The organism is Mucilaginibacter sp. dw_454 (genome assembly GCF_018449775.1).
In the GTDB taxonomy this organism is placed as follows: Bacteria; Bacteroidota; Bacteroidia; order Sphingobacteriales; family Sphingobacteriaceae; genus Mucilaginibacter.
Genome location: NZ_JAAVVB010000001.1, coordinates 896,712 through 909,322, shown reverse-complemented (window position 1 = coordinate 909,322; position 12,611 = coordinate 896,712). Strand labels below are relative to the sequence as shown.

The 12,611-nt window shown below is 42.7% G+C and carries 14 protein-coding genes and 2 tRNA genes; 9 read left to right on the top strand and 7 right to left on the bottom strand.

Translation table 11 applies throughout. The annotated features are described in order from the left end of the window. Positions 1-22: 22 nt before the first annotated feature. Positions 23-340: a DUF6660 family protein gene (locus tag HB679_RS04130; protein WP_214070665.1), complete on the bottom strand. Its 318-nt coding sequence runs from the start codon at positions 338-340 to the stop codon at positions 23-25. A gap of 335 nt (positions 341-675) precedes the next feature. Between HB679_RS04130 and HB679_RS04125 the strand changes: the two genes are divergently transcribed. Further along, a complete protein-coding gene (locus HB679_RS04125; protein WP_214070664.1) occupies positions 676-1,449 on the top strand; it encodes an AraC family transcriptional regulator in 774 nt (257 codons plus the stop codon). 43 nt (positions 1,450-1,492) lie between these two features. After that, a complete protein-coding gene (locus HB679_RS04120; protein ID WP_214070663.1) occupies positions 1,493-3,040 on the top strand; it encodes a serine hydrolase in 1,548 nt (515 codons plus the stop codon). 340 nt (positions 3,041-3,380) lie between these two features. On the opposite strand, the gene HB679_RS04115 is transcribed toward HB679_RS04120, so the two are convergent. Together HB679_RS04115 and hscB are read right to left on the bottom strand one after the other, a co-directional pair. Beyond that, a tRNA-Leu gene (locus HB679_RS04115) sits at positions 3,381-3,460 on the bottom strand. 28 nt (positions 3,461-3,488) lie between these two features. Next, positions 3,489-4,016 carry a Fe-S protein assembly co-chaperone HscB gene (hscB, locus tag HB679_RS04110; RefSeq protein ID WP_214070662.1) on the bottom strand — a complete coding sequence of 176 codons (528 nt, stop codon included), beginning with the start codon at positions 4,014-4,016 and terminating at the stop codon, positions 3,489-3,491. A gap of 23 nt (positions 4,017-4,039) precedes the next feature. On the opposite strand from hscB, the gene kdsA reads away from it, so the two are divergent. The 3 genes from kdsA to HB679_RS04095 all read left to right on the top strand — a co-directional run bounded on the left by kdsA (position 4,040) and on the right by HB679_RS04095 (position 6,116). After that, positions 4,040-4,861, top strand: a complete 822-nt coding sequence (gene kdsA / locus HB679_RS04105) for a 3-deoxy-8-phosphooctulonate synthase (RefSeq protein ID WP_346345130.1) — start codon at positions 4,040-4,042, stop codon at positions 4,859-4,861. Between the two features lie 130 nt (positions 4,862-4,991). Further along, entirely contained in the window at positions 4,992-5,921 is a 930-nt protein-coding gene (locus HB679_RS04100) for a KpsF/GutQ family sugar-phosphate isomerase (protein ID WP_214070660.1), read from the top strand. Positions 5,922-6,034: 113 nt separating this feature from the next. Continuing rightward, positions 6,035-6,116, top strand: a tRNA-Leu gene (locus HB679_RS04095). A gap of 55 nt (positions 6,117-6,171) precedes the next feature. Here the strand turns inward: HB679_RS04095 and HB679_RS04090 are convergent. After that, complete coding sequence (locus tag HB679_RS04090) at positions 6,172-7,614, bottom strand: sialate O-acetylesterase (RefSeq protein WP_214070659.1); 1,443 nt, start codon at positions 7,612-7,614, stop codon at positions 6,172-6,174. Between the two features lie 163 nt (positions 7,615-7,777). Here HB679_RS04090 and HB679_RS04085 point away from each other — a divergent pair, with 163 nt between their 5' ends. Beyond that, entirely contained in the window at positions 7,778-7,942 is a 165-nt protein-coding gene (locus HB679_RS04085) for a hypothetical protein (protein WP_214070658.1), read from the top strand. Positions 7,943-7,945: 3 nt separating this feature from the next. Then, complete coding sequence (locus HB679_RS04080; protein ID WP_214070657.1) at positions 7,946-8,425, top strand: hypothetical protein; 480 nt, start codon at positions 7,946-7,948, stop codon at positions 8,423-8,425. 110 nt (positions 8,426-8,535) lie between these two features. Here the strand turns inward: HB679_RS04080 and efp are convergent, their stop codons facing one another. After that, positions 8,536-9,096, bottom strand: a complete 561-nt coding sequence (efp, locus tag HB679_RS04075; protein WP_214070656.1) for an elongation factor P — start codon at positions 9,094-9,096, stop codon at positions 8,536-8,538. Positions 9,097-9,164: 68 nt separating this feature from the next. Then, the gene (locus tag HB679_RS04070; RefSeq protein WP_214070655.1) at positions 9,165-9,581 is read right to left on the bottom strand and encodes a nuclear transport factor 2 family protein; all 417 of its coding nucleotides are present in this window, start codon (positions 9,579-9,581) and stop codon (positions 9,165-9,167) included. A 193-nt stretch (positions 9,582-9,774) separates the two neighbouring features. Between HB679_RS04070 and HB679_RS04065 the strand changes: the two genes are divergently transcribed. After that, on the top strand, positions 9,775-11,076 hold the full coding sequence (locus HB679_RS04065) for an esterase-like activity of phytase family protein (RefSeq protein ID WP_214070654.1): 1,302 nt from the start codon (positions 9,775-9,777) through the stop codon (positions 11,074-11,076). A 66-nt stretch (positions 11,077-11,142) separates the two neighbouring features. Here HB679_RS04065 and HB679_RS04060 read toward each other — a convergent pair whose 3' ends face one another. Beyond that, positions 11,143-11,481 carry a cupin domain-containing protein gene (locus tag HB679_RS04060; RefSeq protein WP_214070653.1) on the bottom strand — a complete coding sequence of 113 codons (339 nt, stop codon included), beginning with the start codon at positions 11,479-11,481 and terminating at the stop codon, positions 11,143-11,145. Positions 11,482-11,592: 111 nt separating this feature from the next. Here HB679_RS04060 and HB679_RS04055 point away from each other — a divergent pair, with 111 nt between their 5' ends. Next, the gene (locus HB679_RS04055) at positions 11,593-12,579 is read left to right on the top strand and encodes an aldo/keto reductase (RefSeq protein WP_214070652.1); all 987 of its coding nucleotides are present in this window, start codon (positions 11,593-11,595) and stop codon (positions 12,577-12,579) included. Positions 12,580-12,611: the final 32 nt, after the last annotated feature.

Genomic DNA, 12,611 nt, shown 5'->3' with positions numbered 1-12,611 from the left:
GCCATTGGGCTATAAAATCGTATTAACTTATCTTAGGAGGAAGCCAAATAGAAAGACTTATTTTTTCGATGTAAGGTTGCTGATAGGCAAGATGATAAGTTTTATGGTTTTTAGCAACAATCGGAAAGTTGATTGTTAGCAGTTTGCAAACGATAAAACCAACGCATGAACCACAGGTAAAAAATGGCGAACAACCGGGACATTCTTTTTCTTTAGTGGGAGACTTATCTGCTTGTTCCTTTTTTGTAGCTGTTTTTCGCTGGCAATCATTATCCGCGCAACATGGCTTTGTTGAAAGCAGAATGACATAAACAGATAATATCAGGCAGAGTAATTTCACGGGGTAAAGTTATTAATCATTATTACAAAAATGGATGAAGAGGAATTTTCGTTACCAGGAAAGTTAAAAATAGTATTCAAAAACCCCCGCTCAATTGCTTGAAGCTGAGCTGGATCTTTAAGTGTTCCTAAGTAGGAATAGACTTAACCGATGTCGAACTTTTTAGCTCTTCGCGAGATAACACAGGTCGATACCTACTTTAAGATCAATATCATATAGTCGAAGACACGTAGTTCTCTGAATGCTTGTCTAGGACTTAAAAACTATTTCTGTTTTATCGATCAAGAACCCAAATTGCCTTTGTAACTAATTTTCGCAGGCCCTATCTAATCGTTATGCGACAATTGAAAACAGGCGAGTTTTTTGGTGACACAGATCAGGTTTTAAGGCTGGATGGCCTGATACTTACCGATACGGTCTATACCCATCCTTACGTGGACTGGCATTACCATGAACATGCTTATTTCACCTTTATTTTGCAGGGCGCTGTATTGGAAGGCAATCAGAAAGGGCTGGTATATTGTTCGCCGGGTACTTTATTATATCATCATCACCAGGAGCCGCATTATAATCAAAAGCCCGATGGTTTTACCCGCGGTTTTCACATTGAGATAGAAGAAAAATGGTTCCAGCGGTTTGACCTGCGCAGCATGGAAGGCAGCTTAAAGATCGATCATACGCAAAGTAAGCTCATATTCTACCGGCTTTTCAGCGAACTGAAACTGAATGATCATGACAGCAGCTTGTCCATCGACGATCTTTTATTACGGATACTAGCCGGTGACCTCCCCAAGATTGGATGGGTGCCGCGTTTAAAAGAGATCCTTCATGAGGAGCGTCTTCTATCATTGGATCAGTTGTCGCAGGAGTTAGGTCTGCACCCGGTCCATATATCGCGGATGTCCGCTAAATACCTCGGTTGCACGCTGGGCGAATATCTTAGGAAGATCAAGGTGGAACAGGCATTGGCGCTGCTACCTGACACCAGGTTATCACTGACCAGGATCGCAATACACTGCGGCTTTGCCGACCAGAGCCATTTTATTCGCTGCTTTAAGTCGGTCGTTGGTACCACTCCCTCGGTGTACCGGAAGCTACTGATAAGTTAATCCTGTTCTATTTTATAGGATTTTGCTTGTTTACTTTTACCCTATGAAAAGAATTTACACGATCATTTTATTAATAATAACTTTCCGGTCCTTCGGGCAGACCAGGGATACCATTACGTTGAGCAAGACGGACATCACCGATACCACTGCTTTTGACATGCGGGTCAGGATGCAAAGACCATTAACTACTTATTTACAGCCGTTGGCGCCCACGATGGATATAAACGGTTTAGCCAGAAAGGGCAACTTTCAGTTCGCCTTTTATGCCGACGGCAAGTTAGTCTATACCGAAAACTTAAATGCGGGCGCCGGGACGCCGGAGCAAAAAAAGACGCAAACAAACTTTCGCGTTCCCCTGGTTTCCAATACAGATGAAGATTCCTGGGGAAGGTTCCTTTGGATGCGGTTCACGTTAAGGGGCGGAGAGGCAGCGCTGACCGAAGGTACACATGACCTCAGGATCGAGATAAGGCCCTATCTCCGTTTGGATTCGGTAATTACCGGTCCTATAATAGCAACAGGGCAAACCAAACTGAATATCATTAAGCCAAACGTTACAGATGCGCAGACTGCCATACAGCCGGTCGTTGCGGGCAGCAGTTGGCCGCTTTCCAATGCAAAATATGATCGGGAGCTCATCAAAAAAATGAACCGGGCTATCCTTCACCACGACCTGAAAAAGATCACCAGCGTCGTGGTGATCAAAAATGGAAAACTTTTACTGGAAGAATATTTTAACGGCGCGGATCGCAGAACTTTACACAATACCCGCTCCGCAAGCAAATCCTATACCTCGGCATTGATGGGCATAGCCATCAGAGACCATTATATTAAAAACGAGCGCCAAAAGCTGAAAGACTTTTACAACCTGCGATCTTATGCTCATTATTCCGCCAAAAAGGATAGTGTGAAGATCAGCGACCTGCTGAGCATGAGTTCGGCTTTTAAAGGTTCCGATGACAACCAGGACTCACCGGGTAACGAAGAAAACATGTACCCTGCGGCTAACTGGGTCAGGTTCGCTTTGGATCTGCCGATGGACAGTGCGAAAACCAATGGCAAACAATGGGACTATTTTACCGCCGGTGTTGTAGTGTTGGGGGATATCCTGAACAACTGCGTTCCCGGAGGACTGGAAAAGTTTGCTGACAAGAAACTTTTTAAGCCGCTTGGCATCAGCAAATATCAGTGGCAATATACCCCGCAAAAAGTGGTCAACACGGCAGGAGGCCTGGCCTTATCGTCACTAGATAATGCAAAATTTGGCCAGCTCTACAAAAACGGCGGGCTATGGAACGGAAAACAATTGATCCCAGCTGCATGGGTCGCTCGGTTATTGAGCAAACAATTACCATTACCCGGCAGACCGAATGAGTTTTATGGGTATCTTTTTTGGAATAAAACCTATGCGGCAGGCAACAAAAATTACGAGACCTGGTATTGTGCCGGCAACGGCGGCAGCAAGGTTTATATCTTCAAAGACCAGCCGCTCGTTATCGTGATCACCGCAACCGCCTACAATATGCCCTATGCTCATCCCCAGGTCGACCAAATGATGACCAGTTATTTAATTCCTGCGTTTACGAATTAGCCTGATAACGAGTCTATGATTTTACATCTCACTCCTACAATCTCCGTTTATGTAAAAGGCTAAAAAACAATAGCGCGGCTGGATATTAAAAACTAAGGGTGATGAAAAAACTTATGCTTATAGCATGCAGTGTTATGTGGCATTGGGCGGGTAACTATGGGATACACCCATCAACATTTTAAATAGGTTAAAGAAATAGGCATGCGTGAATTTAACTAACCCGATTGTTGCTGCTTATTGGATAGCTCCTGTTTCGCATCTCTTATTGATGCGGCATGATTGCATCAATAACAAAAAAACCGTATATCCAACATACATTGGACATACGGTTTTTTACCCGTACCCAGCGCCGGAGTCGAACCGGCACGGTTTCCCACAGGTGTTTGAGACCAGCGCGTCTACCAATTCCGCCAGCTGGGCATGCTTTGCTGTTGGTGTATTTCAACCCTCAGAAGCGGGATGCAAATGTATTTAAACTCTCTTTAATTCGCAACAGATATTTTTGTCTGTAGTAAATATTTGCAATATCGTTCAGGCGACTTTCTTTGGCAATGTCGTCCAGTTGCTCGTAGTCGGCCGTTAGTTGGTTTAGCTCTTCATTCATATCGCCCTCAACGGCAAGAACTTCTGCGGTTATACTGCCTAATTCTTCGGCACTGTCAACTTCCATCAGGCGTTCGTTTACATCCATCATTTCCATTAAAAAATCTGCTGGCAATTGCGGTTTTGCACCTTCTGATACTAAACCACGCAGCTTTAAAATGTATTCAAGGCGCCTGGCCGGGTCAGAAAGCGTCTGGTAGGCTTTGTTATTCAGGGTAGATAATTCCAGTATTTCTTGTTGTTTAGCCTCGTCCTCGTTAGCGTAAAAATCAGGGTGATATTGCTTGCTTAGCTCGTAAAACTTCTTTTTTAAGTGGGCGGCATCCGGGTTAAACGATTGCGGGATGGCGTAAAAGTCAAAGTAATTGATCATGGCGCAAATTTAGCGGTAAGAAAATGCAATTAGTGCTTAAACATAAAATTTCTCATCTTTGTTGCATGACATTATTTGATAGCATTAAGCAAAAGCCATTTTTTATATTGGGGCCATGTGTAATGGAAAACCAGGAACTTTTGTACCAGGTAGCCGAAAAGGTGGCCGAGATAGGGCAGAAGTATCCCATACAAGTAATTTTTAAATCATCGTTCGATAAAGCTAACCGTACGTCTATACACTCATACCGCGGACCGGGTATTGAAAAAGGTATGGAGATGCTGCAAAACGTAAAAGAGAAATTTAACCTGCCGGTTACTACCGATATCCACGAGCCTTACCAGGCCGCTATCGCTGCACAGGTAGTTGATATTTTGCAGATCCCGGCGTTTCTATGCCGCCAAACTGATTTGCTGGTAGCCGCTGCCGAAACCGGTAAAATAGTAAACGTTAAAAAAGCACAGTTTCTTTCTGGCCAGGATATGTTTTACCCGGCACAAAAAGTGGTTGAGGCAGGCAATGAGCAGGTAATATTAACCGAACGTGGCAACATGTACGGCTACAATAATTTAGCTGTCGATTTCAGAAATATCTACGATATGAAGAAATTTGGCTATCCAATTTGTATGGATTGTACGCATTCCGTACAACGGCCCGGCGGTGCAAACGGCAAAACCGGTGGCGACCGCACTTTTGTACCTATGATGGCCCTGGCCGCTAAAGCATTTGGCGCAGATGGTTATTTCATGGAAGCACACCCAGATCCGGATAACGCACTAAGCGACGGCCCTAACATGGTGAAGCTGCACGAACTCGAAGAAGTAATTAAACCGCTATTAGGATAGTGAATGGGTTATACGTGGGACGTTTTACGTTTTACGCGTTAAAGTTATACGTGAGACGTTGTACGTTTTACGTAGGAATATGGAGAGATAAAAAAACGTATTACGTCAAACGTATTACGTATAACGTAAAATGAAGGATATTGCCAAAAGAGTTTTCGAGGTTGAGATTGAATCATTGCAACACGTTGCAGGACTGATTGACGATACGTTTACCGGCGCTGTCGAAGCCATTTTAGCTCATACCGGTAAGGTGATTGTTATCGGTGTGGGTAAGTCGGGGTTGATAGGCAAGAAGATTGCCGCAACCTTGTCAAGTACAGGCACCCCGGCCTTGTTCCTGCATCCGGGTGATGCCTTCCATGGCGACCTGGGAATTATCAGCAGCGATGATGCAGTTATCCTGATTTCTTATTCTGGCGAAACTGATGAAGTTTTAAAAGTTATCCCATTTTTAAAATGGAATAACAACCTGATTATCAGCTTAACTGGTAGTGCCACCTCAACTGTTTCCAAAAATAGCGATCATCATTTAAATATCAATATTACCCGCGAGGCTTGCCCGCTGGCCCTTGCACCAACGTCGTCGACTACGGCTGCTTTAGTTATGGGCGATGCCCTGGCAATTGCGCTGATGGAGTCCCGGAATTTCCAGGAAGAAGATTTTGCACGCTTTCATCCCGGAGGTAGTTTGGGCCGCAAATTATTGACACGGGTTAAAGATTTAATGCGTACCGATAATCTTCCGTTGATTAGCAAAGAGGCTTCTTTTACTGATGTATTGCTCAGTATGTCTGAAGGTAAACTGGGGATGGTGATAGTTGGTGATAGAAACTATATAGACGGCATTATTACCGATGGGGACTTGCGTCGTGCCCTGCTAAAAAATCAGGATATTTCTAAGCTGTCTGTCGCCGATATGATGACTACAAACCCTATCATTGTTGATGAAACTGAATTTATCAGCCAGGTAGAAGCACTGATGATGGAGAAGAAGATCACCAACGTATTGGTAGGTAAAAGCCGGCAAATAGTTGGGGTGTACCAGATCTACAATCAATAAGCAGTTTATAAAAAACCTAATTGCTGTATAATAAGGCGTTTATAAAAAAGTTTCGTTAACAATTTCGTAATCTGTTAAATTGGGCTATCTTTGCAGCTCTAAAAAATCCTAATGCGGAAGTGGCGTAATTGGTAGCCGCACCAGACTTAGGATCTGGCGCTTCACGGCGTGGGGGTTCGAGTCCCTTCTTCCGCACACAACTAAACCCGGTCAATTTGGCTGGGTTTTTTGTTTAATATCCTTCGCCAAACTACCAGCTATCGGTACGAAAGGGTTCGGCGGGTAAACCGGCTGCATTTTGCAGGTTAGTTATCGGGGCATTGGTGAACGCGTATCTAACAGATAGTACCGGCCCCGATACATTTGGGGGTATGGTCAATACAATCGTGTTACCATTTATTGTAGCGGGGGCGTTATAGAAAATCTCATCAGCACCGGCCACAAAAAAAAACTGGTTAAGCGGACTATTATTAATAGTACTTAAACCATCTGCCGTACCTTTAACATAAGTAATGATAAGCTGATCTCCGCTTTGTGAATAGGAGAGATATTTGGGGCCGTAGCAAGCCACATCTAAGTTGTAGGTATTTTTTAGCGCAAGCAGGGCCAGTCTTTCGCCTACTTGCTTTTTGTCGCGGGGGTGATGATTAGCAGGGTCGCCAACATCCATGGTTACTGCCATGCCCGTCCCGGACATTGAGAGCACATTGGCTTGCGCTTCTCTGAATTTGGCCAGATAATTGCCCGTTAAATTACCGCCAGGTGGCTCAGTATTAAAAAAGTCCTCGGCAAAGGGCGCCAGTTGTACAAGGTAGAAGGGGAGTGTCTCTTGCGCAAAATTGTCTCGCCAACGTTGAATTAATGCCTTATTTAGGACTGTATATTCGCTTACAGGCTGTATATGTTGGTCGTTCTCTCCCTGGTACCAGATAAAACCTTTGATGGCTAATTTAAGCAGCGGACTTATCATCCCATTATAACATTGGCCGTTGTTCAGCCAATCACTGCATGATGAACCATCCACAGCCAAAACTATAATCCCCACAGGTACATTTAGCGAAGTATGTAACTTGCGGGCAAAGAAATAGGCAACAGCACTTAAATTACCCGCGGTTGCCGGCGAACATACTTGCCACGGGTTAATATCACTGAAAGTATCGAGCGGGTCTTCTTTCAAGTCCTGCTGTATAGTTTGAAAACGAATGAGCGGATATTGAGCGGCCTGTATTTCCTGGGCGTAATTGGTCACGCCTAAAAAAGGATCAACAGGCGCAATCTCCATCACCATGTTAGATTGCCCGGCGCATAGCCAAACGTCGCCTACCAATATATTAGTTAATGTAATTGAATTTCCGGTATCGGTATGGCAATTAATAGTTTGCGGACTGGCATTTGCAACCGTTGCAGGGATATTAACGCTCCAGTTGCCGTTTTGATCAGCAACGGCCATAAAGCTGCCGGGGTTCCAGCTTACCCTGATATCTACTTTGGTATCGGTGGTTGCTTTTCCCCAAATTGCTATGGGCTTGTCGCGCTGTACCACCATGTTATTCTGAAACTCGTTGCTTATACTAAATTTTTCGACGGTAATTTTAGAAGCCTGGTTGGAGGAACCAGAATTAATTGCATCTTTTTTACACCCGTCTACCATTAATGATAAACAGCCCAAAATGAGCAGCCATTTTACTTTCATGAATAGGTACAGGTATAATTGGTTATATCAAATATATAAATATTTGATATAACAATAAGCTCTCTTTGAAAGACTTATTAGGGTATAATCCCTCTGCCTAATAGCAATCGTAACTTTGTTATATGTTAGTTTTTTTATAAATTTGATAGGACTATTTTATTACATGGACAAACAACAACAGGCATTTGACAAAGCTGAACTGGACCTTTTGAAGGAAGGGTTGAAGAGAAGTTATAAAGAACGCTTCGAGATGGCTACCCAACTGTACAAAATTCAACAGACCATGAATAAAGCCACCATAGTTCACAAACCCTTTATCAGCAAATAATTTGTGGATGTTTTTGATGAAGAAATATTAAACTTCTGGAAAGCCCTTCAGGACAATAATGTACAGTATATTTTGGTTGGCGGCTATGCCATAAACTTACATGGTTATCAACGATTTACCGGCGATTTAGATATTTGGATTAATGATAACCTCGCAAACAGGCAACAGCTTCGTAAAGCATTTATAGCTTGCGATATGGGCGATTTCCCGATGTTGGAGTATATGCAATTTATACCCGGATGGACAGACTTTCATTTAAATAATAATATGCGATTAGATATATTAATTGATATGAAAGGTTTAGAAGGCTATACTTTTGATGAATGCCTGCAAATGGCTTCCATTGCTGATATCGAAAATGTAAGTATCCCTTTTCTCCATATCAATCAGTTAATTGAAAACAAAAAAAAGGTCAATCGACCTAAAGATCAGATTGACGTAGTAGCGCTTGAACAGATACGTAAATTAAGGGATGATACATAGTAGTCATTACATAGTATATGCTTTAAGACTTGTTGGATTCGAGTCTCACATAGCTCACAAAAAAAGCCGATAACTATAAATTATCGGCTTTTTTATAATTCAATTGTTGACTATTTCGCCCGCTCAACGTATTCTCCTGTGCGTGTATCTACCTTTATTCTATCACCCTGGTTTACAAAAAGTGGTACCCGTATCTCAATTCCATTTTCTGTTGTCGCAACCTTCAAAGCGCCGGATGAAGTATCACCTTTAACCGCCGGCTCGGCATAAGTAATTTCCAGTTCTACGAAGTTAGGTGTCTGGGCCATAATTGGTTCTTCACTTTCAAAAGAAACAATCACGTCCATTCCTTCCTTCAGAAATTTTACCGCAGGCCCAAATAGGGCTTTCGGAATATTATGCTGATCGAAGGTAGCATTATCCATAATGACCATAAAATCGCCATCCTCGTACAAATATTGAAAATCACTCGTTTCTACGCGGCAAATCTCTACTTGCTCGTCGGTTGCCAAACGGGCCTCGACAATTTTGCCGGTTTTAATATTACGAAACTTATCCAGGTAGAACGCGCCACCTTTTCCCGGTGTACGATGCAGCACTTCGGTAACGGTTACCAGTTCACCGTTGAAGCGTAATATGTTGCCGACTTTAATTTCGGATGCTTTTGCCATGAAAATATTTTATAAAATTTGAGTCCAAAGATAGATTAACTTATGATAAACCATAGTCAAAATATAAATCATCTCATCTGCTCAACCCATTGCTTTCGCCAAACCGGCGCTTCAAAGGCATCGGCAAAATACTGTGTCTCATGCACAACTTTGCCGTTACGAAACTCCATAATACTTACCGTATAAGCAGATTTTTGCTGGTAATTAATAGTATATTCCGTAACCCAAAGATCACCACTTCCGGCAATACGCTTTACATTGAAGCCTGACGGTTTGCCCGGATGATGGCTTCGCAGGGCTTGTAAGTTGGCTCGCCCTAAAATTCGCTCGCCCGACTGCGGATAATCACAAATAGCGTCGTCAGCGTAAATATCATGTTCTGCATCTATACCACCCGCTGCGGATGCCTGCCAGTGTGCATTAAGTACTTCAAGTATTTTTGCCTCTTTTATTGATGGATCCGGTTGTATGGTTTCTTTATTCATGTTTTTTTGTTTAGTGTGTTTTTGATAATCAGAAATTGCTTATGTGTATTTGCGCAAAATGTCAAATATAATTCCAGGAAACTTGTCTTTAAGTTATTACAAACTTCATTTATTTAATCAATTCATGTTTCCTAATTAATAATAGGTTTACACCCCCAGTGTTTTTTTGTGAAAAATAATAACGCTATCTAACATGAAAAAACAACTCCTATGCATTATTGCATTAGTGGCAGCTATTACAGCCTGTAAAAAAAATCACAACGATGCCCCGGTAACAACACCGGTAAGTTATCCTGCTATAGCAGAAGCTACTAACCCGGCAGTTTTCTTTACGGCACCTAATGGTACAAAAGCCTATAATGGAGGTTTTGGTTCTGCCATAGCTGCAGACCCTAATGATCCAAATGTATTTTACCTGATGACCGATCGCGGGCCAAACGTAGTTGGGCAACAAAGCGCAACCGCTATTGTTATCGGTAAACCCGACTTTACACCGTCAATAGGTAAATTCAGATTAAAGGATGGCGTATTGACTTTAGAGTCAACCATTCAATTTAAAAATGCTGCCGGTGTTAATTTAACAGGCTTACCAAATCCTATCGGGGTTGGAAATACCGGCGAAGTTCCATACGATTTGAGTGGTAATTTGCTACCTTATAGTGCAGATGGAATAGACTCTGAAGGTTTAACCAGAATGCCTGATGGTACTTTTTGGGTTAGCGATGAGTACGGACCGCATATTATACATTTTGACGCTACCGGCCGCACTATCGAACGTATCAATCCATTTGGAACCGGTACAGGCGGCCGCAAAATACCTTTGGTATTTGCAACCCGCAAACCAAATCGTGGCATGGAAGGATTAACTGTCACCCCGGATGGAAAAACCCTGGTAGGTATGATGCAGTCGCCAATGCTTAACCCCTCAAAAACTGCTGTCGCCAATTCATTGGTGTTACGTATTCTTACTTTCGATATTGCTACCGGTGCAACTAAACAATATGCTTATTTGATGGATAACATAACGCTTACCGGTGTTAGTGATATTGTAGCAGTTAATGCCACTACATTTTTAACAGTTGAACGTGATGCGCTTTTTGCAGGCGATCCGGTTGCTCCGGCTACGTTTAAAAAAGTATTTAAAATTGATATCAGCAATGCTACAGATATTTCTGACCCTACAAACGGCGTTAATGGTAAACTGTATAGCGGCAAAACAGTAGAACAATTAAATGACTTATCGGGCTTGCAAGCAGCCGGAGTTACCCCGGTTACAAAAACAGTGGTGCTCGATCTGTTAAAGGACCTGCCAACACCTTATACCCATGATAAGTGCGAAGGCCTGGCGCTATTGCCTGGAAATATCCTTGCCATCTCGAATGACGATGATTTTGGTGTAGCTGACAATGGTGCGAGCGGTTTTGCTCCAAAAATTCTACCATCAACTAAAAAAGTTGATGACAATACAATTTACTTTGTGAAGATTAAACTGTAACCCTATAAAACTTTTGCATAAAAAAGCCGGTAACTTTTTAGTTGCCGGCTTTTTTATTTAGAGGATTTACAACATTTTAATTAACTCCTGGTTGCCATTTAGCAGATAGAAGGCTATGAAGGTCATCGGTTCTGTATCAGAATGATTATCAAACTTAATAATGGTTTTACCTGCGGGTTCGTAAAATGCGCCACCTGTGGGTATAAAAATTTCTTCTTCGCCTTCAATTTGAAAATCGACAGAACCTGAAGCAATATAGCCCGTCACCGGGCAGGGATGAAAATGAACCCCGGTTTTTTGGCCCGGCTCAAATTTGATCTCTTTAATTTCGACGGTAGTAATCTGCTTAGAACCCAGTTCTGCAGTTAACAGTGGTTTGCGGATTATTTTTGATGGATTGCTCATATTGATAGGACAAATTTCTGTTAAAAACGTTACATTATAGAACTTTTTTTAATAAAAACAGGCGGTAACTTGCGCTGTTAATATCAAACAGTAAAAGCATCATCAGAGATTATGAAAAAAAGACAATTAGGAAAAAGCGGGTTAGAAGTATCTGCCCTGGGATTGGGATGCATGGGCCTTAATTATGCCTACGGCCAGCCAATGGATAAGAAAGACGCTATTGCACTTTTACGTGCTGCGGTAGAAAAGGGTGTTACCTTTTTTGACACGGCCGAAGTATACGGCCCTTATACCAATGAGGAAATTGTGGGCGAGGCATTGGCCCCGTTACGCGACCAGGTTGTGATTGCTACCAAATTTGGATTCAATATTCAGGATGGCAAAATGAGTGGAGTAAACAGTCGGCCCGCGCATATTCGCGAGGCGGTAGAAGGTTCGTTGAAACGATTAAATATAGAAACCATTGATCTGCTTTATCAGCACCGTGTTGATCCGAATGTGCCTATTGAAGATGTTGCCGGCACCGTAAAGGATTTGATCTCGGAAGGAAAAGTAAAGCATTTTGGCTTATCAGAAGCCGGTGCGCAAACTATTCGCAAGGCCCATGCTGTTCAACCTGTAACTGCTTTGCAAAGCGAGTATTCTTTATGGACACGCAATGTCGAAGAAAACATCATTCCAACGTTAGAAGAACTGGGCATTGGCCTGGTGCCTTTTAGTCCATTAGGTAGGGGCTTTCTGACAGGAAAGATGAATGCAGGCGCAAAATTTGACAGTCACGATTTCCGGGCTAATAACCCTAGATTTGAGCCGGAAGCGTTAAAAGCAAATCAAGCACTGATAGCACTCCTGGATAAATTTGCTGCAGAAAAAGGCACCACTACCGCGCAAATTGCGTTGGGTTGGTTATTAGCGCAAAAACCATGGATCGTACCCATCCCCGGCACCACTAAATTAAACCGTTTGGAAGAAAACATCGGATCGACAAAAGTTGAATTAACTGCGGACGAACTGGCGCAGATCAACGAATCGACTTCTAAGATCCAGATTACTGGCGACCGCTATACCGAGGCGCAAAGGAAAATGGTGGATTTGTAAATTACTTTCATAGACCGGAGTAGTTAGCTCAT

Coding starts and splice junctions, on each gene's coding strand:
- hscB (WP_214070662.1), bottom strand. CDS start 4,016: ATGATCAATTACTTTGACTTTTACGCCATCCCGCAATCGTTTAACCCG.
- HB679_RS04120 (WP_214070663.1), top strand. CDS start 1,493: ATGAAAAGAATTTACACGATCATTTTATTAATAATAACTTTCCGGTCC.
- HB679_RS04100 (WP_214070660.1), top strand. CDS start 4,992: ATGAAGGATATTGCCAAAAGAGTTTTCGAGGTTGAGATTGAATCATTG.
- kdsA (WP_346345130.1), top strand. CDS start 4,040: ATGCAATTAGTGCTTAAACATAAAATTTCTCATCTTTGTTGCATGACA.
- HB679_RS04125 (WP_214070664.1), top strand. CDS start 676: ATGCGACAATTGAAAACAGGCGAGTTTTTTGGTGACACAGATCAGGTT.
- HB679_RS04065 (WP_214070654.1), top strand. CDS start 9,775: ATGAAAAAACAACTCCTATGCATTATTGCATTAGTGGCAGCTATTACA.
- HB679_RS04090 (WP_214070659.1), bottom strand. CDS start 7,614: ATGAAAGTAAAATGGCTGCTCATTTTGGGCTGTTTATCATTAATGGTA.
- HB679_RS04055 (WP_214070652.1), top strand. CDS start 11,593: ATGAAAAAAAGACAATTAGGAAAAAGCGGGTTAGAAGTATCTGCCCTG.
- HB679_RS04085 (WP_214070658.1), top strand. CDS start 7,778: ATGGACAAACAACAACAGGCATTTGACAAAGCTGAACTGGACCTTTTG.
- efp (WP_214070656.1), bottom strand. CDS start 9,096: ATGGCAAAAGCATCCGAAATTAAAGTCGGCAACATATTACGCTTCAAC.
- HB679_RS04070 (WP_214070655.1), bottom strand. CDS start 9,581: ATGAATAAAGAAACCATACAACCGGATCCATCAATAAAAGAGGCAAAA.
- HB679_RS04060 (WP_214070653.1), bottom strand. CDS start 11,481: ATGAGCAATCCATCAAAAATAATCCGCAAACCACTGTTAACTGCAGAA.